Source organism: Pseudomonas sp. Z003-0.4C(8344-21) (assembly GCF_900104975.1).
Lineage (GTDB): Bacteria > Pseudomonadota > Gammaproteobacteria > Pseudomonadales > Pseudomonadaceae > Aquipseudomonas > Aquipseudomonas granadensis.
On sequence record NZ_LT629756.1, the window covers coordinates 5,158,428 to 5,181,514 of the forward strand.

Here is a 23,087-nt window from a genome sequence, read left to right on the forward strand (position 1 = left end):
GGGTTCTGTTTGAAAAGTCGACGAGTGACAGAAAAAGGTGCAGCACCCGCCCCCGCGGGCAAAAAATCGACAAGACGTCACAAGGCCAATCAAGCAGTGCTTAGAGCCTAGTCGACAACGCGGGAAGAAGCAGGGTTCAGAGTGATTCAGTATGTGAAGGACGCTTTCGCGAGCAGGCACGCTCCGCCAAGGACGACACCGGACCTGCAGGAGTGAGCCTGCTCGCGATTGGCGTTAACGCGGTTCGATATGGGCAATCATCAACTGCACAGTCTCATTGCCTCGAAACTCGTTCACATCGAGCTTATAAGCCAGTTCCACCCACTGAATCGTCGGATTCGGCCAGACATCCCGATCAATACCAAACGCAATGCCATCGAGTTTCACCGAGCCACATTCGCTTTTCAGCACCACTTTCAAATGCCGCTCGCCAACCACGCGCTGTTCGACCAACTGGAACACGCCATGAAACACCGGTTCCGGAAAGTGCTGTCCCCACGGCCCCGCATGGCGCAACGCGCGGGCCAGTTCGAGGTGGAATTCCTCGACCGCCAGGGTGCCATCGGTGAGCATGCGCCCGGTCAGGTCGTCTTCACGAAGTTGCCGGCGTACTTCGGCGTCGAAGGCCTCGGCGAACAACGGAAAATTCTCCTGCGCCAAAGTCAGACCGGCGGCCATCGCGTGACCGCCGTATTTGGCGATCAGGTTTGGATGCTGCGCGGCGACCACACTTAGCGCATCGCGAATATGGAAACCCTGCACCGAACGCCCCGAGCCCTTGAGCAGGCCGTCGCCGGCATCGGCAAAAGCGATGGTCGGACGGAAATAACGTTCTTTCATTCGCGAGGCGAGGATGCCGATCACGCCTTGGTGCCACTCCGGATCGAACAGGCACAGACCAAACGGCATCGACTCCACCGGCAGGTCCTTGAGCTGCGCCAGCGCTTCACGCTGCATGCCTTGCTCGATGGATTTACGGTCCTGGTTCATGCCGTCCAGTTGCGCGGCCATTTCCCGGGCCAGATTGGCATCGCTGGTGAGCAGGCATTCGATGCCCAGGCTCATGTCATCCAGACGCCCGGCCGCGTTGAGACGCGGGCCGACAATAAAGCCCAGATCCGTAGAAGTGATACGCGCGGCGTCACGCTTGGCGACTTCCAGAATCGCTTTGATCCCCGGCCGGGCGCGGCCGGCGCGAATTCGCTCGAGTCCCTGATGCACCAGAATGCGGTTGTTGGCGTCCAGCGGCACCACGTCGGCGACGCTGCCCAGCGCCACCAGATCGAGCAGTTCGCCGATGTTCGGTTGCGCCTTGCTCTCGTACCAGCCGAGGCTGCGCAGGCGCGCACGCAACGCCATCAGCACGTAAAAGATCACGCCGACACCGGCCAGCGCCTTGCTCGGAAATTCGCAGCCCGGCTGGTTCGGGTTGACCAGCGCATCGGCCTGCGGCAACTCATCGCCGGGCAAGTGGTGGTCGGTGATCAGCACTTTCAGGCCGGCGCGTTTCGCCGCGGCCACCCCTTCGACACTGGAGATGCCATTGTCGACGGTGATCAGCAATTGCGGCTCGCGGGTCAGCGCGACGTCGACGATTTCCGGGGTCAGGCCGTAGCCATATTCGAAACGGTTCGGCACCAGGTAATCGACATGGGCCGCACCCAGCAGACGCAAACCCAGCACGCCAACGGTGCTGGCCGTCGCGCCGTCCGCATCGAAGTCGCCGACGATGAGGATGCGCTGGCGTTGCTCCAGCGCGGTCACCAGCAGGTCGACGGCGGCATCGATGCCCTTGAGTTGCTGGTACGGAATCAACCGCGCCAGGCTCTTGTCCAGCTCGGCCTCGGACTGCACGCCCCGCGCCGCGTACAGGCGGGTCAGCAGCGGTGGCAGATCACCCAGAAAGGGCAGCGTGGCGGGCAGTTGACGAGGTTCGATGCGCATGGGGTGACGGAGACTTCTCTTGGTTACGTGGGATTATTCCGGTGTAGGCGCGGGATCAGCCGCGCTCACCTTGCAGCCATTGCAACTGGACTTCGTGCTGACCACGGTCGTCGGTAACGAAGACCGTGCCTTCGCTGATCATCACGTCCCACTTGATAACGCGGGGCATGTCCTTTGCCAGGGTTTCCAGCACTTCTTGCGGGACGGCGGCGATGTTGACGTTTTTCAGGTTCTTGATCGCCGGGATCACCTTGGTTTCCCAAACACGCAGACTGCCGTAGGCCAGCAGGCTGGTGCGCTCGGTGCGACGCGAGCACCAGGTCAGGCGATCGACGTCCGGCTGGCCGACCTCGATCCAGTGCAGAACGCGGTCGTCCAGGCTCTTTTCCCACAAGGCCGGTTCATCCACGTCCGACAAACCACGGCCAAACGACAACTGCTCGTTGTACCAGAGGGCGTAGGCCAGCAGGCGCACGGTCATGCGTTCTTCGGTTTCCGAAGGGTGACGGGCGATGGTCTGCTTGACGCTCTCGTAGACGCTGCGGTCGAGGTCGGTGAGGTTCAGTTCGAATTTATAGGTAGTGGACGGCTGGGCCATGAACGGGCTTCTTGATACGAGGAAAGTCGGCAAGTCTAACCGATGCCGTGGGCAATCATCGAGTTGATGGCGATCAAGCTGCGGCGTCTGACGGCCGGCTATGTTAAAACGCTGTATCCGCTCAGCCTTGTCCTACAGGATTTCGCATGCCGTTCACCAGCAAACCGCTCTCGGGCCTGAAAGTCATTGAATTGGGAACATTGATTGCCGGGCCGTTTGCCTCGCGAATTTGCGGCGAGTTCGGCGCCGAAGTGATCAAGATCGAATCGCCCGACGGTGGCGACCCCCTGCGCAAATGGCGAAAGTTGTATGAAGGCACCTCGCTGTGGTGGTTTGTCCAGGCGCGCAACAAGAAATCGCTGACGCTGAATCTCAAGCATCCTGACGGTTTGGCGATCCTGAAAAAACTTCTCAGTGAAGCGGACATCCTCATCGAGAATTTCCGCCCCGGTGTACTGGAAAAGCTTGGCCTGAGCTGGGAAACTCTGCACGCGCTGAACCCGAAACTGGTGATGGTGCGCCTGTCCGGTTTCGGTCAGACCGGGCCGATGAAAGATCAACCGGGCTTCGGCGCGGTTGGCGAGTCCATGGGCGGTTTGCGTTATATCACCGGTTTCGAAGACCGGCCGCCCGTGCGTACCGGGATTTCCATCGGCGATTCGATTGCTGCGCTGTGGGGCGTGATCGGCGCGCTGATGGCGCTGCGGCACCGCGAAGTCAACGGCGGCCTTGGCCAGGTCGTCGATGTCGCGCTGTATGAAGCGATTTTCGCGATGATGGAAAGCATGGTGCCGGAGTTCGATGTGTTCGGCTTCATCCGCGAGCGCAGTGGCAACATCATGCCGGGCATCACGCCCTCCTCCATTCACACCAGCGCCGATGGCAAGCATGTGCAGATTGGTGCCAACGGCGATGCGATCTTCAAACGCTTCATGCTGATCATCGGTCGTCAAGACCTGGCCAACGACCCGACGCTGGCCAGCAACGACGGGCGCGACAGCCGCCGCGACGAGCTGTACGGCGTGATCGATCGCTGGGTCAATTCATTGCCGCTGCAGACCGTACTCGACCTGCTCAATCAGGCCGAAGTGCCGGCCAGCCGGATCTTCAGCGCCGAGGACATGTTCAGCGATCCGCAGTACCTGGCGCGAGAAATGTTCTTGCATGCGAAACTGCCCGACGGCAAGGATTTCAAGATGCCCGGCATCGTGCCGAAATTGTCAGAGACACCCGGTAGTTCCGAATGGGTCGGACCGCAACTGGGTGAGCACAATACGCAGGTACTCCACGACCTTGGCTACGACGAAACGCAGATCGCCAGGTTACGCGAAGACGGAGCCATTTAAGCTGAAGCGTCGACTGCCCTCGCCCACCAATCGCGCCCGATCCGGGTGGACGTGGCGGCTGTTCGGCTTGTTGTGCCTGCTTACTCTGTCAGGCGCAGCGCAGGCAAAACCGACGCTGATCTGGTTGTTGCGCGACCTGCCGCCGATGACCATTTTCGAGGGCCCTAAAAAGGGTCAGGGCGTCATTGATCACTTGCTGCCACAACTGATTGCCGGGATGCCGCAATACGAGCACACAATGCTGCGGGTCAATCGCGCCCGCGGTTTGCAAATGCTTCAGGAAAACTCGTTTGCCTGCGATCCGGCGCTGCTGTGGAGCAAGGAGCGTGCGCAGTGGATTGTCTATTCGATACCGGCGATCCGCGCCGTGAGCAACGGCCTGGTGGTGCGCAAAAAGGATCGCGGCGTCCTCGCGCCGTACCTGGTGGAAGGTGAAGTTGATCTGGCGGCTTTGCTTGCGGCGCCTGAGCGCAAGGTCGGCATCGTCGCCGAACGCAGCTATGGCGAGTTCATCGACAACCTTTTGCAGCAGGCGCCGCGCGGCGCCTTGACGCCACACTACGGCAACGACGCGCTGAGCAACCTGCTATCGATGCAGCGTCTGGGTCGTTTGCAGGTGGTGCTCGGTTATTGGCCGGAGATTCGCTATCAGGCCACGCAGGCGCAGATTGCCGAGGATGAACTGGCGTTCTACCCGATTCGCGGTACGCAGAAATATCTCTCGGGGCATGTGGCTTGCTCCAACTCCGCCGAGGGACGTCAGGCCATCGCCGAGATCGACGGTCTGCTGCGCACCCTGCCCCACGAACCGCTCAATCAGCTGTACGCCGATTGGCTCGACCCGGAGCGGCGGGCGGACTATCTGCAACAGGCCCGCGTATTTTTCGACCACCAGGCCGCGCAATGAAAAATCGCGGGCAAAAAGAAACCCCGAGAAGTGGGGAGACAACTCGGGGTTAAACGTGGCCTACATAAAGACCCGTAGCAGCAAGCGACAAGCACCGGAGCACAATGCTTGATCCTGCTGTTATGGGGTCTGACTGACAGGGATGCAGGAAGGTTCCCACAAAAAATATTTCATCTTTACAGCGCTGCCCGCTTGTCCAGCGCTGCGTTGCGCAAGGCCGCGATCACGCAGGGTTCAAGCCGGCCTTCAGCGATCAGCACGTCGCGGTGCAGACCATCGACGACATCGGTCAGCAGACGCTTGTCGGTCAATTGCGCCTGATTGAATTCGCGCTCCACCACGATGGCGCCGTGACTGTTCTTCAGCGTCACCAGGCATTGGCCATCACGGCCGCTGGGGGTCAACGAAACCTGATACGGGCTCAGAGCCTCACCGAGCAATAGACTGATACTTTCCATCTCGATCTCCACTCAATAGTCCGAAAACTGTGCGCCTGGGGCGTGTACACCATAAATGACCACCGGCCCGAGAAGAAAGTTCTGCGTTTCGATTGCCTCCAGATCGCAGGGTCACCGGTCTGACAGAGCATGCACGGCGAAGATGACAGAAAAACTGCCGTACGCCTTACACGCCGAGTGGCGCCGCAGCGGCGCTCAGATAACTGTCGAGCAAACCGCGCATCAGCACCGCCGATACCGGCGTCTGCAGGCGCCCCAACAAACGCACGCCGTGCTCGTCCAACAGCGGCTCGAGATCGTTGAGCAGACTCGCTGCAACCGTCCCCAGCAGAATCACCGCACGCGCTTGCTGGCGAGCCGCCAGGTGCTGCATCAGCGCCAGACCATCGCCGCCCTTGAGTTGCGGATCGCAGATGGCGATGTCGACTGCACCGCGGTACTCCAGCGACGACAAGGCCGCTGCCAGCGACGGTGCGGTGAGGACGTCATAGATGCCGACGGCATTGAGCATCTGGTGCAACGCCATCAGCTGGAACGGATTGGGTTCAAGTATCAGGACTTTAAGCGAGCGCATAGGCGACCTCTGGAGCGACAATCGCGGACTCTCACCGCAGTGGTTCTCACTCTAGGCCAGCCGTCCTAAGCCTCCCATCGGAAAAGTAGCCGCGTCTTATAGGACATTTCCCATCTTCATTGCGGACACTGACACCCGCTCTCCGCCCGGCGCTGAGAGATGTCCGTCCAGCCGCCCAACAACCCGCGCAATTTACCGTCGGCGCTGTAGAACGGCACGGTCCATTGATAGACCTCGCGCGGGCCGTTATTGAACTGCAAGCGGCGTTTGCTGAAGCGCGACTTGCGCGTGCGCAACTGCAGCATGAACTCCTCATGGAGCATCAACGCCGTGGCTTCGGGCAGCGTGTCGAGCTCGATCAGCAAGCGCCCGATGACCTGATCCAGACGCACCGATAACGCCTCTTCATAGCTGCGGTTACAGGTGATCAGTCGACCGTGCAGATCGCGGACGAACACCGGGTCAGGCAAGGCGTCGATCAATGCATGCTGAAACGCCAGTTGATCGCCCAGATCCTTTTCTGCCACCAGGCGCAGCTTGATCACCGCCCTCAGCCGCCGATTCCATACCAATGACAGCAAGCCGAACACGCCGAGCCCGCCCATGACCCAGCAAGCCCATTCAAACAGTTGCCGGCCGATAGTCGGTGCCGGTGCCGGCGCTACTCCCTCCAGCCATTTCAGGCGGATCGCGCGCAGCTCGGCAGGCGGAAAGGCTTCCAGTGCCTTGTTGAGAATCCCCAGTAGTACGGGCATGCCCTTGCGCACCGCGAGGTTGTCCGCCTCCCACTTGCCCTCGACCAGCCCGCCGACCTTAAGCGGACCCAACGGATAAAGCTGCGCGCCGATTTCATTTTCGATGGTGGCATAGGCTTCGCCGCTTTCGACCAGCGCCCGTGCCTCGGCGTAGGTCTTGACCGAATGAATCACGATGGACGGGAAGTCGCGTCTTATCGTGTCCTCCAGGGCATGCCGGGCCGGCAGCACCAGCCTGCGTCCGGCCAGTTGCTCGAAAGATTCCAGTCGCGGCGCGTCGGCACGCCCGACAAACACCCACCCCGCCCCACCAAAGGCGTGGCTGTAATCGAGAAACGCCTTGCGCTCCTCGCTGATGGCCAACGTCGTACTGATGTCCGCCGCACCGCTCTTCAGGCGCTCGAGCATGTGATCGGTGGAGAACGATTCCTGGTGCACGAACTGCAACCCGGTCATCGCCGTCACCCGCTTGAGCACATCATTGTTCAAACCGCTCCACTGCCCGTGTTCGTCCTGGAACAGGTACAGCGGATATTGCAATGACGCCACGGTCACCGTGGGATTGTCGCGAATCCACTCGCGCTCGTGTGCAGCCAGTTCGACGGGCTGTACGTTGTGCGTCGCGGCATCGCCGTGCAGCGCCAGTTGCGCCGCCACGCTGCAACGCATCAACCCCAGCAATCCGCACAACAACACCCCAACCAGTGCCGGTTTCAAACCTCTATCAAACAGCATTGCCACTTCCTTCGTGATCGACTCACCCGTCCTGCGTGGGTGAAAACCCGGGCAGTGTGGCAGCGAAAACAAAAAAGCCCGTCAGGAGACGGGCTTCAAAATGTGACAGCTTTTATGGGCTTACAGTGGCTTGCCGCGGTTGCCATGCTGGCTGACAAAGGCCTGTACGGCTTTCAGCTCGTTCGGCAAAACGGTGCAGCGCTCGTTTCGCTCAAACAAATCAGAAAGATGTGCAGGCAGTTCGAGCGCTTTTCCTACACCGGCTTTCTCTACTGCATCCGGGAATTTCACCGGGTGCGCAGTGCCGAGAATCACCATCGGGATGTCCAGGCTGCGACGGCATTCGCGCGCGGCCTTGACGCCGATCGCGGTGTGCGGATCCAGCACCTCACCAGTCTGCGCATAGACTTCGGCGATGGTCTCGCAGGTTTGCGCATCGTCCACCGCCAGCGAATCGAACAGTTTGCGCGCTTCGGTCCACCGCTCCTGTTCAACGCTGAAACCGCCGCCCTGCTTGAACGAGTCCATCAACCCGGCAATCGCTGCACCGTTGCGACCGTGCAGATCGAACAGCAAGCGTTCGAAGTTCGACGAGACCATGATGTCCATCGACGGCGACAGCGTGGCGTGCAGGGTTTCCTTGACGTACTGGTTGCCGCTCATGAAGCGGTGCAGGATGTCGTTGCGGTTGGTGGCGACGATCAACTGGTTGATCGGCAGGCCCATGTTGCGCGCCAGGTAACCGGCGAAAATGTCGCCGAAGTTGCCGGTCGGCACCGAGAACGACACCGAACGCGCCGGCCCGCCCAACTGCAGCGAGGCGTGGAAGTAGTAGACGATCTGGGCCATGATCCGCGCCCAGTTGATCGAGTTCACCGCTACCAGCCGCGTGCCTTTGAGGAAGCTCTGGTCGGCGAAGCTGTTCTTGACCATTTCCTGGCAGTCATCGAAGTTGCCTTCGATCGCGATGTTGTGGATGTTCTCGCCAACGATCGTGGTCATCTGCCGGCGCTGCACTTCCGAAACCCGGTTGTGGGGATGCAGGATGAAGATGTCGACGTTTTCGCAATGCTTGCAGCCTTCGATGGCCGCCGAACCGGTATCACCGGAGGTGGCACCGACAATCACCACGCGCTCGCCGCGCTTTTCCAGCACGTAGTCGAGCAGACGACCCAGCAGTTGCAGGGCGAAGTCCTTGAACGCCAGGGTCGGGCCGTGGAACAGCTCCATCACCCATTCGTTGCCGTTGAGCTGACGCAACGGCGCCACTGCGCTGTGAGCGAAGACCGCGTAGGTTTCTTCAAGAATCTTTTTGAAATCGGCGTCGGGAATGCTGCCGGCCACGAACGGACGCATCACCCGGAAGGCCAGCTCGTGATACGGCAGACCAGCCCAGGAAGCGATTTCTTCCTGGGTGAAACGTGGCAGGTTTTCCGGGACGTACAAACCGCCGTCCGTGGCCAGACCGGCCAGCAGAACCTCTTCGAAATTCAGGGCGGGTGCCTGGCCGCGAGTACTGATATATCGCATTTTTTTCAAACCTTCGGTTTGAGCTGCAAGCTGCTAGCTGCAAGTCGCAAGTAAAAGCCAGACTGCTTCTCTCTTGCCGCTTGCAGCTCGAAGCTTGCCGCTGCTTTTTTAGTTCAAATGTTCGACGCGGATTCGTACGACCGGGCCGTCAACGCCTGCGAGCGCTTCAAGTGCGGCGATCGCATCGTTGATGCGCTGCTCGACCACGCGGTGAGTCAGCAGGATCATCGGCACCAGGCCGTCATGCTCTTCGACTTCCTTCTGCATGATCGATTCGATATTGATGCCGCGCTCCGACAGGATGCTTGCCACCTGAGCGAGAACGCCCGGGTGGTCCTTGGCCTGAATGCGCAGGTAATAAGCGCTTTCGCAGGCTTCGATCGGCAGGATCGGATGCGCCGACAGCGAGTCCGGCTGGAAGGCCAGGTGCGGTACGCGGTTTTCCGGGTCGGAGGTCATCGCACGCACTACGTCGACCAGATCGGCGATCACCGACGAAGCGGTTGGCTCCATGCCGGCGCCAGCGCCGTAGAACAGCGTCGAACCGGCCGCGTCACCGTTGACCATCACCGCGTTCATCACACCGTTGACGTTGGCGATCAGGCGATCGGCCGGGATCAGCGTCGGGTGTACGCGCAACTCGATACCGGCAGCGGTGCTGCGCGCTACGCCCAGGTGCTTGATGCGGTAGCCCAGCGCTTCGGCGTAATTCACGTCAGCGGTGGTCAGTTTGGTGATGCCTTCGGTGTACGCCTTGTCGAACTGCAGCGGAATACCGAACGCGATCGAGGCCAGGATGGTCAGCTTGTGCGCCGCATCGATGCCTTCGACGTCGAAGGTCGGATCGGCTTCGGCATAGCCCAGCGCCTGCGCTTCGGCCAGCACGTCTTCGAACGTACGGCCCTTCTCGCGCATTTCGGTGAGGATGAAGTTCCCGGTGCCGTTGATGATCCCCGCGACCCAGTTGATGCGGTTGGCCGACAGGCCCTCACGAATCGCCTTGATCACCGGAATACCCCCGGCCACCGCTGCTTCGAATGCCACGATCACGCCTTTCTCGCGTGCCTTGGCGAAAATTTCATTACCGTGAACGGCTATCAGCGCCTTGTTCGCGGTGACCACATGCTTGCCATTCTCGATGGCCTTGAGTACCAGCTCGCGGGCAACGGTGTAGCCGCCCATCAGCTCTATGACGATGTCGATCTCAGGGTTCGTGGCCACTTCGAAGACATCGTTGGTAATCGCAATACCGGTCGTCTGGAACTGAGGCTTTGGCGTGCGCATGGCAATTTGTGCCACTTCGATCCCACGCCCGGCACGACGAGCAATTTCCTCGGCGTTGCGCTGAAGTACGTTGAAGGTCCCGCCACCGACGGTCCCTAACCCACAGATGCCTACTTTGACCGGATTCACTGTGAACTCCCCATAAAACGGCCGACGCAGGGTCGGCCGGAAAACAACCGCGTGCTCGCGGCTCTCTATTGATGGCCCGGCGATGTGGCTGCCGGACCATGATCGTCAGCGGCGGACCGTGACGATGCGAATTACTTCGCGCCCAGCGCCAGTTTGGCGACTTGTGGCGCAGGCTGGTAGCCCGGAATGACTTGCCCGTCGGCCAAAACGATGGCCGGTGTGCCGTTCACGCCGATCGACTGACCAAGGGCGAACTGTCTGGAAACCGGGTTATCGCACTTGGCGGCCTTGATTTCCTTGCCATCGACCATTTTGTCCATGGCGGCTTTCTTGTCTTTCGAGCACCACACCGCTTGCAGCTGTTCATCGCCTGGCGAATTCAGGCCCTGACGCGGGAACGCCACGTAACGCACTTCGATGCCGCGCTTGTTCAGCTCCGGCACTTCGGCGTGCAGCTTGTGGCAGTACGGGCAGGTGGTATCGGTGAACACGGTGATGTGCGACTTGGTTTCGCCGACCGCCGGATAAACCACGGTCTCGGCCACCGGAATGGCATTGATCAGCCTGGAGATGCCCAGGCGTTCGGTCTTCTCGGTCAGGTTGACCGGTTTGCCGTTCGCCAGTTGGTAGAGATTGCCCTGAACGATGTACTGGCCATCGGCACTGGCGTAGAGCACGCGGCTGCCCTGGAGCTTGACTTCGTACATGCCCGGCAGCGGGCTGGCGCTGATGCTTTCGACCGGAACCTCGAGTTCGAGCTTTTCGAGGCTTTGACGAATGGCTTTATCGGCCGCGTCATCGGCGGCGGCAAAGGTGCTGACCAACGCAAGGGCTGCGGCGGCGAAAATCTGGGTCAGACGCATGAGAACTCCTGAAGGCGGACAAATGGAACGATCAGAACGCCCGTGCCGGAACACCGGGTCATAACCGCCCATCGTGCAAACCGGCAAAGCCTAACACATAAGGTCACGGTGGCCGAATGCGCCGGTCGCCATGGATTTCGAGAGCACTGAAGAATCTGTAGGAGTGAGCCTGCTCGCGATAGCGGTAGTCCTGATAATGCAACGGGGACTGACACACCGCTATCGCGAGCAGGCTCACTCCTACAGGGGATTGTTGTTCAGCCGCGCGGGTGGTGTTTGGCGTGCAGGTCCTGCAAACGTGCGCGCGCGACATGGGTGTAGATCTGCGTTGTGGACAGATCGCTATGGCCGAGCAACATCTGCACCACGCGCAAATCCGCGCCGTGATTGAGCAAGTGCGTGGCGAACGCATGACGCAGGGTGTGCGGTGACAGCGATTTGTTGATCCCGGCAACTTTGGCCTGATGTTTGATCCGGTGCCAGAAGGTCTGACGGGTCATCTGTTCGCCACGCTGACTGGGGAACAGCACATCGCTGGGCCGCCCGCTGAGCAATTCGCCACGTCCGTCGCGCATATAGCGCTCAACCCAGACAATCGCCTCCTCGCCCATCGGCACCAGCCGTTCCTTGCTGCCCTTGCCCATCACCCGCAGCACACCCTGGCGCAGGTTGACCTGCTCCAGCGTCAGGCTGACCAGTTCGGTCACGCGCAAGCCGCAGGCATACAGGACTTCGAGCATGGCGCGATCACGCTGGCCGATGGCTTCGCTCAGGTCCGGTGCCTTGAGCAGCGCCTCGACGTCGGCCTCCGACAGCGACTTGGGCAACGGCCGCCCCAGCTGTGGCATGTCGATGCGCAAGGTCGGGTCGACACTGATCAGCTTTTCCCGCAGCAGATAGCGATAAAAGCCACGCACGCCGGAGAGAAATCTGGCGGTGGAGCGCGGCTTGTAGTTCTGCTCCAGGCGCCAGGCCAAATGATCAAGAATCAGCTCGCGGCCGGCGTTGATCAGTTCGAGGTTTTTCTCCTGCAGCCAGCCATTGAACAGCGCCAGATCGCTGCGGTAGGCGCCGCGGGTGTTATCCGACAGGCCTTTTTCCAGCCATAAAGCGTCGAGGAATTGGTCAATCAGCGGGTGGTCGATGGCAGGCATGGGTGCTCATGGCAGGCAGTTTTTCACACTGCGCGCAAATAGACAGTGAACGTCGGGAATGGCCGCTAGTCTTTCATAGCCAGCCAGATCAAGGAACAGGGAGCATCAATGAACGAGCAGCAAATTCTCTTGGCATTTGGCGGGATTGGCGCGGCAGCGCTCGGTTGCCAATGGTTGGCCTGGCGCCTGAAGTTGCCAGCGATTCTGTTTCTGCTGTTGAGCGGCATCCTCGTCGGCCCGGTGCTTGGCTGGCTCGATCCGCAGGAAATGTTCGGCCCACTGTTGATGCCACTGGTGTCGCTGGCGGTCGCGCTGATTCTGTTCGAGGGCAGCCTGACCCTGCACCTGTCGGAATGGAAAGAGATCGGCAGCGTCGTTCATCGACTGGTCACGTTCGGGGCGATTTCGACCTGGATCGTCATCGCCGTCGCCACGCATTTTCTGCTCGGTTTCGACTGGATGCTGGCGATCCTGTTCGGCAGCCTGACGCTGATCACCGGCCCGACGGTGATCGTACCGATGCTGCGGGTGGTGCGGCCGAAAGCCTCGATCGCCAATATTCTGCGCTGGGAAGGCATCGTCATTGACCCGATCGGCGCGCTGCTCGCCGTGGTGGTGTACAGCTTCATCATTGCCAGCGTTGAAGGGCACGGCCTCAAGCAGAGCCTGTTCACTTTCGGCGGGGTGATTGTCTGCGGTGCAGCGTTCGGCATTGTCGGCGGCTGGGTGCTCGGCACGGTGATCCGTCGACAATGGCTTCCGGAATATCTACACAACCTCGCCTCGCTGGCAGCGGTGCTCGGGATCTTTATTGCCGCCAACGCGGTGATGCATGAGTCCGGTTTGCTGGCGGTCACGCTGATGGGCATGTGGCTGGCGAACATGAAAGGCGTGGATGTGCGGCACATCCTGCACTTCAAGGAAAACCTCAGCGTGTTGCTGATTTCCGGATTGTTCATCCTGTTGGCGGCGCGGCTTGATTTGAATGCGCTGATCGGGCTGGGGCCGCTGGTGTTGATTCTGCTGCTGGTGATCCAGTTGGTCGCCCGGCCATTGAACGTGCTGCTCAGTACGGCGGGCTCCAGCCTGAGCTGGCGTGAACGCGCGCTGCTGTGCTGGATTGCCCCACGCGGAATCGTGGCGGCTGCGGTGTCGGCGATTTTCGCCATTCGCCTGGACGAAGCCGGCCACGAAGGTGCGCTGTTGCTGGTGCCGCTGACCTTTGCGGTCATTATCGGCACGGTGGTCCTGCAAAGTGCCACGGCGCGCCCGCTGGCACGCCTGCTCAAGGTCGCGGAGCCGGCACCGAGTGGCTTCCTGATCGTCGGCGCCAACAGCCCGGCGCGAGAACTGGGCAAATCACTGCAACAACTGGGCAGTCGCGTACCGCTGACCGATTCGAGCTGGGAAAACATTCGTGCGGCGCGTATGGAAGGTCTGCCGACCTACTTCGGCAACCCGGCCTCACAGCACGCCGATGCACATCTGGATCTGGTCGGGCTGGGGCATTTGCTGGCGCTCTCACCCTCGGGTGAACTCAATACATTGGCGGCGATGCGCTTTCGTCATGACTTCGGCCATCAGCGCTTGTTTGGTCTGGCCAGCGGGCATGAGAGCCGGCGCAGCGACAAGCATCGGGCGAGTCTGGAACATCGCGGCAACCAATTGGGCAGTGAGGCGCTGACCTATTCGAAACTGGCCGGGCAAATGGGCCAGGGTGCCGAGCTATACAGCACAACGTTGACGGACGGCTTCGGCTGGGAGGACTACCGCGCGCTGCACCGCAATCGAGCCACCTTGTTGTTCATGCGCGATGACAGTGGCTGGGTGCATGTAGTGACGCCGGAAACGACATTGAAGCCAGGGGCGGGGTGGACGTTGCTGGCGTTGATTCAACCGGAAGTTTCCAGCGCCTGACAGATCGAATCGCGAGCAGGCTCGCTTGTATGGTAGGACTTGAAGGGAGGAGGAGGGACAAGGCTCGATTCTGACTGTTAGCGCAGTACAGACCGTGGGAGATTTTCACCCTCCTCCTTTCACCCAAGCGCCGATAAAGAATGCATCTGGCCTAGACCGACGATAGGAACAAGCCTGCGCCTCTGGGTGAACCCTTCAAGTGTTCAAACCTTAGCCCGGAGGATTTCTCATGGCAATGCCCGTCGCTACTACCCAGTCGATTGTCGGGGTTGATGTCGCCAAAGACGAACTGGTGATTTATCACGTCGAATCAGATCGGCTCGAGACAATCTCCAATACCAAAACGGCGATCAAGAAATGGCTCAAGACCGTTGCCAAACCAGTAGCAATCGCCATCGAAGCCACCAATATTTATCACCAGGAGTTCGCCGAGCTGGCGCACGCGGATGGCTGCAGGATCTATATGGTTGGCGGTTATGAACTCAGTCATTACCGCAAAGGCGTGAACGTTCGCGCTAAAACTGATGCGCTGGATGCTCGTTTATTGGCCCGCTATCTGACAAACGAAGGGGACCATTTGCGCCCTTGGACACCGCCGTCTCCGCTGTATTGCCGGCTCATCAGTCTGTTCCGGCGTCGTGCGGCTCTGGTTCAGGCTCGTGTCAGCCTCAAGCAGAGCTGGGAGAATGAGCCGCTGCTCAAAACCGCTTTCAAGAATCAGATAAGCGCCATGCAAAGGCTGGAAACCTTGCTTGAAAAAACGATCCTGACGCAGATAGAAGAAGCCGGTTTGGGCGCACAGCTCAAGCGCTGCATGAAGGTCGAAGGCATCGGTACGTTGACTGGCGCCCGCTTGCTCGCATCCTTTCAGCGTGGGGACTTCAGGAATGCCGACGCTTTCATCGCTTTTCTAGGCATGGATCTGCGCATAGCGGACTCAGGCAAAAAGAAAGGCCGGCGCTGCCTGACCAAACGAGGCGACCCTGAGGCACGTCGATTGCTGCACAACGCTGCAATGGCGGCCAGTCGGACCTCGGTGTGGAAAGGGTTTTATGAGGCTATGAGAGGGCGTGGTTTGAGCACTACCCAAGCACTGGTCGCACTAGCCCGCAAGCTTGCACGGGTGGTATTTGCTCTGTTGAAAAACCAGAGCGAATACTCACCCAAAGGCGTTTAGGGGCTAGGCATGAACCATAGAATCTCCCACATTTGGAATGCATATTCCTGTGGGAGCAACCCTCCCCATTTGGAACGCACTCCTCTGTGCGAGCCTGCTCGCGAAAAGCCGCGGCTCGCTCACGGATAGACTGAAGGCCCTGTGCAGCACAAAACGCAGGCAACAAAAAAGCAGCCCGAAGGCTGCTTTTTTCTGCATCGGAAGCTGGACTTAAGCCAGTTTTTCCTTGATGCGAGCTGCTTTACCCGACAGGTCGCGCAGGTAGTACAGCTTGGCTTTACGTACGTCACCGCGACGCTTGACAGCCATGCTGTCGATTTGCGGCGAGTAGGTCTGGAAAGTACGTTCTACGCCAACACCGTTGGAGATTTTACGAACGGTGAACGCACTGTTCACGCCGCGGTTACGCTTGGCGATGACAACGCCTTCGAACGCTTGCAGACGGGAACGATCGCCTTCCTTCACTTTCACCTGAACGACAATGGTGTCGCCCGGGGCAAAGGTAGGGATTTCTTTGGTCATCTGCTCTGCTTCGAGTGCAAGGATGATTTTATTGGTCATGCTGTGCTCCTAAGGTAAATCGTTCGATCTACCATCGATACGTTGTTAACTATCGTCCCGCTCGCGGATGTATTCCTCGAGCAGCTTCTTCTCTTCTCCAGAAAGCGAGCGGCTTTCCAGAAGATCGGCGCGTCGTTCATAGGTCCTACCAAGGGACTGCTGTAAACGCCAACGCCGGATATGCGCGTGATTGCCACTCAGCAACACGTCGGGAACACGCTGATCCGCATACACCTCCGGTCGGGTGTAGTGCGGGCAATCCAGCAGACCATCCGTAAAGGAATCTTCCTCAGCGGAATCCGCATGCCCTAAAGCTCCAGGCAGCAGTCGTGTAACCGCATCGATCAGGACCATGGCCGGCAGCTCGCCGCCAGACAGTACATAGTCGCCAATCGACCACTCTTCATCGACATGAGCCTCAATAAAGCGCTCGTCAATGCCTTCATAGCGGCCGGCAATCAGGATCAATGCATCCGATTGTGCCAGCTCGCGTACCGCCGACTGAGTCAGCTGACGGCCTTGGGGGGACAGGTAAATCACCTTCGCCGCCTCCCCGGCTGCTGCCTTGGCCTGAACCAGAGCATCTTCCAGGGGCTTGATCTTCATCACCATGCCCGGACCACCGCCAAACGGGCGATCGTCCACAGTGTGATGCCGATCCGTCGTGTAATCTCGCGGATTCCAACAGGTCAGCTGCAAGAGCCCCTGTTTGACCGCACGACTGGTGATGCCGTAATCGCCAATGGCGGAAAACATCTCGGGAAACAAACTGATCACTTCAACGCGCAAGTTAGCCACGTCAGAAGTCCGCGTCCCAATCCACCTTCATCTCGCCCGCGGCCAGGTCGACGGCCAACACGCATTGCCCGGTATACGGCAACAGGCGTTCGCGATCATCCAGGCTGCCAGCGCAAGGCTTGACGACCATTACATCATTGGCGCCGGTTTCCAGAAGATGATCGATTTTCCCGAGCAATTGCCCAAGGGTGTCGATGACCTTCAGACCTTCCAGCTGGTACCAGTAGTACTCGCCTTCGGTCAATTCAGCGAACAGGTTGCGCGGCACGCAGATCTCGTAACCGGCCAGAAGACGAGCTTCTTCACGATCATCAAGACCCTTGAGCTTGGCGACCAGGAACTTGTCGCTCCCGCGTCCACTGACCAGCTCGACCTGTTTGACATTGCCTTCGCGCTTGAGCGTCCAGGTTTTGTACTGCAACAGGTTTTCAGTCGGATCAGTAAAGGAATACACCTTCACTTCGCCGCGAACGCCATGAACAGAATAAATTTTGCCAATAACGATCAAATCATCGGCAACAGCAGGCGTCGCGTTCATATTGCTCAGGCCGCAGCCTTGGCAGATTCCTTCAACAACTGAGCAACGCGCTCAGAAGGCTGTGCACCAACGCTCAGCCAGTAGGCTACGCGCTCTTGGTTCACGGACAGACGAACTTCCTGACCACGGGCAACAGGGTTGAAGAAGCCAACCTGTTCTTTGTGGGAGCCGTCACGCGGGTTACGCGAGTCGGTTACGGTCAGGTGGTAAAACGGGCGCTTTTTGGAGCCGCCAAGGGCAAGACGGATTGTTAGCATGTGAACATCGTTCCTGTAGTCGGTGCTGCAAATCTAAATGCACAGCGGGCATGGGTGCCCGAAAGGCCGCATATTCTAAGGAATATCCGGACTTTTGCAAATGACTTTTTCCGGCGCCTGTGGCATGCCGTGCAGATTTGCATGGAGAGCCGTCGATGAAAACGGCCAGTCAGCTCCCGCCGAGTGCGGGTTTGCTGTTGATCCTGCGTCCTTGCAGGGTCTGCGCCGGTGCGACGACCGGCGAAGTCTTGGTGTCCTGTCTCACATTTTCGGCATGCCGCCGCCGGGCAACATTCCGCCCATGCCGCGCATCATTTTCGCCATTCCGCCCTTGGCGGAGAATTTCTTCATCATCTTCTGCATCTGCTTGTGCTGCTTGATCAAGCGGCCGATGTCCTGCACCTGAGTGCCGGAACCCATGGCGATGCGGCGCTTGCGCGAACCACTGATCAGCTCTGGATCGCGGCGCTCGGCCGGGGTCATCGAGTTGATGATGGCTTCCATCTGTTTGAACTGCTTCTCAGCGGCGTTCTGGGCATTGCCCATCTGCGACAGGTTGACACCGCCGATGCTCGGCAGTTTGTCCATGAGCCCGCCGAGGCCGCCCATGTTCTTCATCTGTTGCAACTGATCGCGGAAGTCTTCGAGGTCGAAGCCCTTGCCCTTCTTCAGTTTCTTGGCCAGTTTGTCGGCCTTGTCCTTGTCGAGGGTCGCTTCGGCCTGTTCGATCAGGCTGAGCACGTCGCCCATGCCGAGGATGCGCGAGGCGATACGCTCGGGATGGAACGGATCGAGCGCTTCGCTCTTCTCGCCCATACCGATGAACTTGATCGGCTTGCCAGTGATCGCGCGTACCGACAGCGCAGCACCGCCACGGGCGTCGCCGTCGACCTTGGTCAGGATCACGCCGGTCAGCGGCAGCGCATCACCGAATGCCTTGGCCGTGTTGGCGGCGTCCTGGCCGGTCATGGCATCGACCACGAACAGCGTTTCGACCGGGTTGATCGCCGCGTGCAGCGCCTTGATCTCGCCCATCATCTCTTCGTCGATGTGCAGACGACCGGCGGTATCGACGATGACCACGTCGATGAATTTCAGCTTGGCTTCTTTAATAGCGGCGCTGGCGATGTCGACCGGCTTCTGGCTCAGGTCGGACGGAAAGAACGTCACGCCGATGTCGTTGGCCAGGGTTTCCAGCTGCTTGATCGCCGCAGGACGGTAAACGTCCGCCGACACGACCATGACCGACTTCTTCTTGCGCTCCTTAAGGAAGCGCGCGAGCTTGCCGGCGGTAGTGGTTTTACCGGCACCCTGCAGACCGGCCATCAGAATGACTGCTGGCGGCACGGCGCTCAGGTTCAGGTCTTCGTTGGCGGCGCCCATCAGGCTTTCGAGTTCGGCCTGGACGATCTTCACGAACGCCTGGCCCGGCGTCAGGCTGCGCGACACCTCGGTGCCGACGGCGCGTTCCTTGACCGAATTGACGAAGTCCTTGACCACCGGCAGCGCGACGTCGGCTTCGAGCAACGCCATGCGCACTTCACGCAGGGTGTCTTTGATGTTGTCCTCGGTCAGCTTCGCCTTGCCGGTGACATGGCGCAGCGTCTGCGAGAGACGGTCGGTTAAGTTTTCAAACATTGCGCGATCCTTTCAGGCCCTGTACAGACCGGGATAATGGCGGCCCAGACCGGAATCAACATGTGCTCGGCGAGCCTGCGGCGTGGGCAGGTCGCGGATTATAGCGAAGACTGCGCCCGGCGCACACCTCGCTGTCAGCTTGCCGAGTCTTTCGTGTCGCGGCGGTTCTATGCCAAACTCAGCGTCTTTCGGGCCCGCCCATCAGGATTTATGCTCCCCTTGTCACCCAGCTTACTGACCACCCTCGCCGCCGCCCTCCTGTATGCCGCTGCGACCCTGTATCAAAGCACCCGTCTGGCCACTGGCGCCAAGGCGAACAAGCGCCTGCTGGTCAGCCTCGGCGTGCTCGCCGTCATCGCCCACGGCGCCAGCCTGCTGACTCATCTGTTGACGCCGATCGGCCTGGGCCTGGATTTCTTCAGCGCTTCCAGCCTGATTGCTGCGGCGGTGATCGCGCTGACCCTGCTGGCCTGTTCGAGAATTCCGGTGGAGAACCTGCTGGTTCTGCTGTTTCCGCTCGGTGCAATCACCGTACTGCTGGCGCAATTCGCGCCGACCGGTACGGTGCAGATCATCGATGAAGAGCCGGGCATTCTCGCCCACATCCTGCTGTCGATCCTGGCCTACGGCATGTTCACCATCGCGGTGTTTCAGGCCTTGCTGCTGCTGGTGCAAGACCACCAGCTCAAGCACAAGCACCCGTCCGGGCTGATCAAGAACTTCCCGCCGCTGCAAACCATGGAAAGTCTGCTGTTCGGTTTCCTTTGGGCCGGCTGGACGCTGCTGTCGCTGTCGCTGATCTCCGGCTGGCTGTTCGTCGAGAACCTGTTCGCCCAGCATCTGGTGCACAAGACCCTGCTGGCGTGCCTGGCGTGGATCGTGTTCAGCGTGCTGTTGTGGGGGCGCAATCGCCTCGGCTGGCGCGGCCACAAGGCGATTCGCTGGACGCTCGCCGGTTTCTGCCTGCTGATGTTGGCGTATTTCGGCAGCAAACTGGTTCGCGAATACATTCTGCACATCTGACGGGCGTATAAATGGACGGTTTGCCCATAGGGCCGATGCTCGCGGTATTCGCTCTGCTGATTGTGTGGTCAGGGCTGTTTACCGCCGTCGAAATCGCGCAACAGCAGTTGCTCGCGCAGCGCACCGCCTCGCGCGCCAGCGATAAGCCGCTGGCCAAGCTCAACTTTCCGCTCGACAGTCTGATCCTGTGCAACACCCTGTGCCGCGCGCTGGCGGTGGTGATTGCCACCTTGCTGGCGATTTTCCTTTGTGCGGAAAACGGCCCTTGGGCAGCATGCCTCGGCGTCGGCGCCATCCTGCTGGTGTTCGCCGATTACTTTCCGCGCAGCGTGGCCCAGCGTTATCCCGATGCAGTGCTGGGGCTCGGCAATACCCTTCTGGCGGTACCGCTGAAGATTGTCTATCCGTTTGCCTGGCTGTTCAGCCGCCTCAGCAGCCTGCTGATGAGCCCGTTCGTGCGCAAGGCCCAAGTCGTGCAACACAGCGAAGACGAAGCGCCCGCCGACCGTCATGACGATGCCGAACATCCGGTTCGTGCGCACCCGGTCTCCGGGATCCACGCGCTGGACAACATCACCGTCAACGATATTCTGGTGCCGCGCAGTGACGTCGACGGCATCAACCTCGACGATCCGATCGAAGCGATCATCGAGCAACTGCGAAATAACGAACGCACGCGCCTGCCGGTGTTTCACAGCGACATCAATCAGGTCGAAGCGGTACTCAACACCCGTCAGGTCGGCCACTTGCTGAGCAACGGCGAACTTACGCGAGAAGCCCTGCTGGCAGCCAGCTACGAACCCTACTTCGTTCCAGAAAGCACCCCGTTGCAACTGCAACTGCTGAACTTTCACAAGCAACAGCGGCGCCTGGGCATGGTGGTCGACGAATACGGCGAAGTGCTCGGTATCGTCACGCTGGAAGATATTCTCGAAGAGATCGTTGGCGAATTCGAAAGCGAGCACAGCCTCGATAACCCGCACATCCACCCGCAAGCCGACGGGCGCATGGTGATCGATGGTGCCGCGTCGATCCGCGAACTGAACAAATGCCTGGGCTGGCACCTGCCCAGCGACGGGCCGAAAACCCTCAACGGGCTGGTGACCGAGGCGTTGGAAACCATTCCGGAAAGCGCGGTTTGCCTGAAGATCGGCCGTTATCGCCTGGAAATCCTCGAGACCGAAGACAACCGCGTGAGCAAGGTGCTGATCTGGCTGACCTCCTCTGTGCCAGTCTTGATACCGGCACGCTAGATCGCCTCTTGTTCAAGCGTTAGCCCCCTTCCTATAATCGCCGAGCTTACCCAAGCGCCGACGACCCCTGTGCTTACCCGGCACGCCACGGATCGCGACTGTTTTCGCCGCAAACCGACGACTGTTCCTACTCGAAACAGCGCTCGCGCCCTACCCCACATCCCTGGGTGTTCGACCATAATAATTCGCTCCAACGGAGCTCATGACTGTCAGGGATCACCGCATGACCACCACGACCGCTTTGCGCGACAACGCGCCTGCCCAGCCGACCAATTCCGCCACCCGCGTGGCGACGGCAAGTTTTATCGGCACCGCCATCGAGTTCTACGACTTCTATGTTTACGCCACCGCAGCCGCGCTGGTGATCGGGCCGGTGTTCTTTCCGCAAACATCGGGCACCGCACAGATGCTCTCGGCGTTTCTGACGTTCGGCATCGCCTTCCTCGCCCGCCCGCTCGGCTCGGCGCTGTTCGGCCACTTCGGTGACCGCATCGGGCGCAAATCGACGCTGGTCGCCTCATTGCTGCTGATGGGCGTCTGCACCACATTGATCGGCGTGTTGCCGGGGTACGACAGCATCGGCGCATGGGCGCCAATCCTGTTGTGCGTGCTGCGCTTCGGCCAAGGTCTGGGGCTGGGCGGCGAATGGGGCGGAGCTGCGTTGCTGGCCACGGAAAACGCGCCGAAAGGCAAGCGCGCCTGGTTCGGCATGTTCCCGCAACTGGGGCCTTCGATCGGTTTTCTCGCCGCCAACGGTCTGTTCCTGACCCTGGCCATGACCCTCGATGACGAGCAGTTCCGGAGCTGGGGCTGGCGCATTCCGTTTCTGCTCAGCGCCGCGCTGGTGATGGTCGGCCTGTATGTACGCCTCAAGCTGCACGAAACGCCGGTGTTCGCCAACGCGATTGCTCGTCATGAGCGGGTGAAAGTGCCGCTGGTTGAACTGTTCAGCCAGTACTGGGCGCCGACGTTGCTGGGCGCAGCGGCGATGGTGGTGTGCTACGCGCTGTTCTATATCTCGACGGTGTTTTCTCTGAGCTACGGGGTGTCCACCCTGGGTTACAGCCGCGAGACCTTCCTCGGCCTGCTGTGTTTTGCCGTGCTGTTCATGGCCGCTGCGACACCGTTGTCGGCCTGGGCCAGCGACCGCTACGGGCGCAAACCGGTATTGATCATCGGCGGCGTGCTGGCGGTGCTTTCCGGGTTTCTGATGGAACCGTTGCTGACTCAGGGCTCGACCTGGGGCGTGGCGCTGTTCCTGTGCATCGAACTGTTCTTGATGGGCGTGACGTTCGCGCCGATGGGCGCGCTGCTGCCGGAGTTGTTTCCGACCCATGTGCGTTATACCGGCGCGTCGGCGGCGTATAACCTGGGTGGAATTGTCGGAGCCTCGGCGGCGCCGTTCTTCGCGCAGAAACTGGTGGCAATGGGCGGTTTGAGTTATGTCGGCGGGTATGTGTCGGCGGCCGCGGTGCTGAGCTTGATTGCGGTGCTGTGCCTGAAGGAAACGAAGAATAACGATCTGAATCGGGTTGCCTGATTCAACAGCATCGCCAGCAGGCTGGCTCCCACAGGGGTAATCGGTTGGCCACAAATTTTGTGATCACTCAATCCAATGTGGGAGCCAGCCTGCTGGCGATGGCCGCGA

Annotated in this window: 21 protein-coding genes; 7 read left to right on the plus strand and 14 right to left on the minus strand. The window is 60.0% G+C overall.

The annotated features are described in order from the left end of the window. Nucleotides 1-234: 234 nt before the first annotated feature. Both recJ and BLU24_RS23375 read right to left on the minus strand, forming a co-directional pair. A complete protein-coding gene (recJ, locus tag BLU24_RS23370) occupies nt 235-1,944 on the minus strand; it encodes a single-stranded-DNA-specific exonuclease RecJ (RefSeq protein ID WP_090281931.1) in 1,710 nt (569 codons plus the stop codon). Between the two features lie 55 nt (nt 1,945-1,999). After that, on the minus strand, nt 2,000-2,542 hold the full coding sequence (locus BLU24_RS23375) for a YaeQ family protein (RefSeq protein ID WP_093104404.1): 543 nt from the start codon (nt 2,540-2,542) through the stop codon (nt 2,000-2,002). Between the two features lie 146 nt (nt 2,543-2,688). On the opposite strand from BLU24_RS23375, the gene BLU24_RS23380 reads away from it, so the two are divergent. Then, on the plus strand, nt 2,689-3,888 hold the full coding sequence (locus BLU24_RS23380; protein ID WP_093104407.1) for a CaiB/BaiF CoA transferase family protein: 1,200 nt from the start codon (nt 2,689-2,691) through the stop codon (nt 3,886-3,888). After that, nucleotides 3,836-4,795, plus strand: a complete 960-nt coding sequence (locus BLU24_RS23385) for a TIGR02285 family protein (protein ID WP_093104409.1) — start codon at nt 3,836-3,838, stop codon at nt 4,793-4,795. Before BLU24_RS23380 ends, BLU24_RS23385 begins: the two co-directional genes overlap by 53 nt. Before the next feature lie 176 nt (nt 4,796-4,971). Here BLU24_RS23385 and BLU24_RS23390 read toward each other — a convergent pair whose 3' ends face one another. From BLU24_RS23390 to xerD, 7 genes are all read right to left on the minus strand, one after another. Then, a complete protein-coding gene (locus tag BLU24_RS23390; protein ID WP_093104412.1) occupies nt 4,972-5,253 on the minus strand; it encodes a DUF3509 domain-containing protein in 282 nt (93 codons plus the stop codon). Nucleotides 5,254-5,419: 166 nt separating this feature from the next. Further along, the gene (locus tag BLU24_RS23395) at nt 5,420-5,827 is read right to left on the minus strand and encodes a response regulator (protein WP_093104415.1); all 408 of its coding nucleotides are present in this window, start codon (nt 5,825-5,827) and stop codon (nt 5,420-5,422) included. Between the two features lie 116 nt (nt 5,828-5,943). Continuing rightward, a complete protein-coding gene (locus tag BLU24_RS23400) occupies nt 5,944-7,317 on the minus strand; it encodes a transporter substrate-binding domain-containing protein (protein ID WP_093104417.1) in 1,374 nt (457 codons plus the stop codon). A gap of 120 nt (nt 7,318-7,437) precedes the next feature. Continuing rightward, complete coding sequence (gene thrC, locus BLU24_RS23405) at nt 7,438-8,847, minus strand: threonine synthase (protein ID WP_093104420.1); 1,410 nt, start codon at nt 8,845-8,847, stop codon at nt 7,438-7,440. A 108-nt stretch (nt 8,848-8,955) separates the two neighbouring features. Further along, nucleotides 8,956-10,260: a homoserine dehydrogenase gene (locus BLU24_RS23410; protein WP_090281924.1), complete on the minus strand. Its 1,305-nt coding sequence runs from the start codon at nt 10,258-10,260 to the stop codon at nt 8,956-8,958. Between the two features lie 131 nt (nt 10,261-10,391). Continuing rightward, nucleotides 10,392-11,123: a bifunctional protein-disulfide isomerase/oxidoreductase DsbC gene (dsbC, locus tag BLU24_RS23415; RefSeq protein ID WP_090281923.1), complete on the minus strand. Its 732-nt coding sequence runs from the start codon at nt 11,121-11,123 to the stop codon at nt 10,392-10,394. A gap of 257 nt (nt 11,124-11,380) precedes the next feature. Continuing rightward, nucleotides 11,381-12,277, minus strand: a complete 897-nt coding sequence (gene xerD / locus BLU24_RS23420) for a site-specific tyrosine recombinase XerD (RefSeq protein WP_093104423.1) — start codon at nt 12,275-12,277, stop codon at nt 11,381-11,383. A gap of 108 nt (nt 12,278-12,385) precedes the next feature. Here xerD and BLU24_RS23425 point away from each other — a divergent pair, with 108 nt between their 5' ends. Together BLU24_RS23425 and BLU24_RS23430 are read left to right on the plus strand one after the other, a co-directional pair. Continuing rightward, a complete protein-coding gene (locus BLU24_RS23425; protein ID WP_093104426.1) occupies nt 12,386-14,194 on the plus strand; it encodes a cation:proton antiporter in 1,809 nt (602 codons plus the stop codon). 229 nt (nt 14,195-14,423) lie between these two features. Further along, nucleotides 14,424-15,371, plus strand: a complete 948-nt coding sequence (locus BLU24_RS23430) for an IS110 family transposase (protein ID WP_093096277.1) — start codon at nt 14,424-14,426, stop codon at nt 15,369-15,371. Between the two features lie 210 nt (nt 15,372-15,581). Here BLU24_RS23430 and rplS read toward each other — a convergent pair whose 3' ends face one another. From rplS to ffh, 5 genes are all read right to left on the minus strand, one after another. Continuing rightward, entirely contained in the window at nt 15,582-15,932 is a 351-nt protein-coding gene (rplS, locus tag BLU24_RS23435) for a 50S ribosomal protein L19 (RefSeq protein WP_003175895.1), read from the minus strand. Between the two features lie 45 nt (nt 15,933-15,977). Then, on the minus strand, nt 15,978-16,688 hold the full coding sequence (gene trmD / locus BLU24_RS23440; RefSeq protein ID WP_231988031.1) for a tRNA (guanosine(37)-N1)-methyltransferase TrmD: 711 nt from the start codon (nt 16,686-16,688) through the stop codon (nt 15,978-15,980). A 43-nt stretch (nt 16,689-16,731) separates the two neighbouring features. Further along, nucleotides 16,732-17,268, minus strand: coding sequence for a ribosome maturation factor RimM (gene rimM / locus BLU24_RS23445; protein WP_090281919.1), 537 nt, complete (start codon nt 17,266-17,268; stop codon nt 16,732-16,734). A gap of 5 nt (nt 17,269-17,273) precedes the next feature. Further along, on the minus strand, nt 17,274-17,525 hold the full coding sequence (gene rpsP, locus BLU24_RS23450) for a 30S ribosomal protein S16 (protein WP_003198088.1): 252 nt from the start codon (nt 17,523-17,525) through the stop codon (nt 17,274-17,276). A gap of 261 nt (nt 17,526-17,786) precedes the next feature. After that, nucleotides 17,787-19,163, minus strand: coding sequence for a signal recognition particle protein (gene ffh, locus BLU24_RS23455; RefSeq protein ID WP_090281918.1), 1,377 nt, complete (start codon nt 19,161-19,163; stop codon nt 17,787-17,789). Nucleotides 19,164-19,373: 210 nt separating this feature from the next. On the opposite strand from ffh, the gene BLU24_RS23460 reads away from it, so the two are divergent. The 3 genes from BLU24_RS23460 (at nt 19,374) to BLU24_RS23470 (ending at nt 22,979) form a co-directional block, all read left to right on the plus strand. Next, complete coding sequence (locus BLU24_RS23460; RefSeq protein ID WP_093104429.1) at nt 19,374-20,186, plus strand: cytochrome C assembly family protein; 813 nt, start codon at nt 19,374-19,376, stop codon at nt 20,184-20,186. An 11-nt stretch (nt 20,187-20,197) separates the two neighbouring features. Next, nucleotides 20,198-21,439, plus strand: coding sequence for a transporter associated domain-containing protein (locus BLU24_RS23465; RefSeq protein WP_093104432.1), 1,242 nt, complete (start codon nt 20,198-20,200; stop codon nt 21,437-21,439). A gap of 223 nt (nt 21,440-21,662) precedes the next feature. Continuing rightward, on the plus strand, nt 21,663-22,979 hold the full coding sequence (locus BLU24_RS23470) for an MFS transporter (RefSeq protein WP_093104435.1): 1,317 nt from the start codon (nt 21,663-21,665) through the stop codon (nt 22,977-22,979). Nucleotides 22,980-23,087 lie beyond the last annotated feature (108 nt).

What these genes read in the sequence shown, in the direction of transcription:
- recJ (WP_090281931.1), bottom strand. Translation starts at nt 1,944, where the DNA reads ATGCGCATCGAACCTCGTCAACTGCCCGCCACGCTGCCCTTTCTGGGT.
- BLU24_RS23375 (WP_093104404.1), bottom strand. Translation starts at nt 2,542, where the DNA reads ATGGCCCAGCCGTCCACTACCTATAAATTCGAACTGAACCTCACCGAC.
- BLU24_RS23380 (WP_093104407.1), top strand. Translation starts at nt 2,689, where the DNA reads ATGCCGTTCACCAGCAAACCGCTCTCGGGCCTGAAAGTCATTGAATTG.
- BLU24_RS23390 (WP_093104412.1), bottom strand. Translation starts at nt 5,253, where the DNA reads ATGGAAAGTATCAGTCTATTGCTCGGTGAGGCTCTGAGCCCGTATCAG.
- BLU24_RS23395 (WP_093104415.1), bottom strand. Translation starts at nt 5,827, where the DNA reads ATGCGCTCGCTTAAAGTCCTGATACTTGAACCCAATCCGTTCCAGCTG.
- BLU24_RS23400 (WP_093104417.1), bottom strand. Translation starts at nt 7,317, where the DNA reads ATGCTGTTTGATAGAGGTTTGAAACCGGCACTGGTTGGGGTGTTGTTG.
- thrC (WP_093104420.1), bottom strand. Translation starts at nt 8,847, where the DNA reads ATGCGATATATCAGTACTCGCGGCCAGGCACCCGCCCTGAATTTCGAA.
- dsbC (WP_090281923.1), bottom strand. Translation starts at nt 11,123, where the DNA reads ATGCGTCTGACCCAGATTTTCGCCGCCGCAGCCCTTGCGTTGGTCAGC.
- xerD (WP_093104423.1), bottom strand. Translation starts at nt 12,277, where the DNA reads ATGCCTGCCATCGACCACCCGCTGATTGACCAATTCCTCGACGCTTTA.
- BLU24_RS23425 (WP_093104426.1), top strand. Translation starts at nt 12,386, where the DNA reads ATGAACGAGCAGCAAATTCTCTTGGCATTTGGCGGGATTGGCGCGGCA.
- BLU24_RS23430 (WP_093096277.1), top strand. Translation starts at nt 14,424, where the DNA reads ATGGCAATGCCCGTCGCTACTACCCAGTCGATTGTCGGGGTTGATGTC.
- rplS (WP_003175895.1), bottom strand. Translation starts at nt 15,932, where the DNA reads ATGACCAATAAAATCATCCTTGCACTCGAAGCAGAGCAGATGACCAAA.
- trmD (WP_231988031.1), bottom strand. Translation starts at nt 16,688, where the DNA reads ATGTTTTCCGCCATTGGCGATTACGGCATCACCAGTCGTGCGGTCAAA.
- rimM (WP_090281919.1), bottom strand. Translation starts at nt 17,268, where the DNA reads ATGAACGCGACGCCTGCTGTTGCCGATGATTTGATCGTTATTGGCAAA.
- rpsP (WP_003198088.1), bottom strand. Translation starts at nt 17,525, where the DNA reads ATGCTAACAATCCGTCTTGCCCTTGGCGGCTCCAAAAAGCGCCCGTTT.
- ffh (WP_090281918.1), bottom strand. Translation starts at nt 19,163, where the DNA reads ATGTTTGAAAACTTAACCGACCGTCTCTCGCAGACGCTGCGCCATGTC.
- BLU24_RS23460 (WP_093104429.1), top strand. Translation starts at nt 19,374, where the DNA reads ATGCTCCCCTTGTCACCCAGCTTACTGACCACCCTCGCCGCCGCCCTC.
- BLU24_RS23465 (WP_093104432.1), top strand. Translation starts at nt 20,198, where the DNA reads ATGGACGGTTTGCCCATAGGGCCGATGCTCGCGGTATTCGCTCTGCTG.
- BLU24_RS23470 (WP_093104435.1), top strand. Translation starts at nt 21,663, where the DNA reads ATGACCACCACGACCGCTTTGCGCGACAACGCGCCTGCCCAGCCGACC.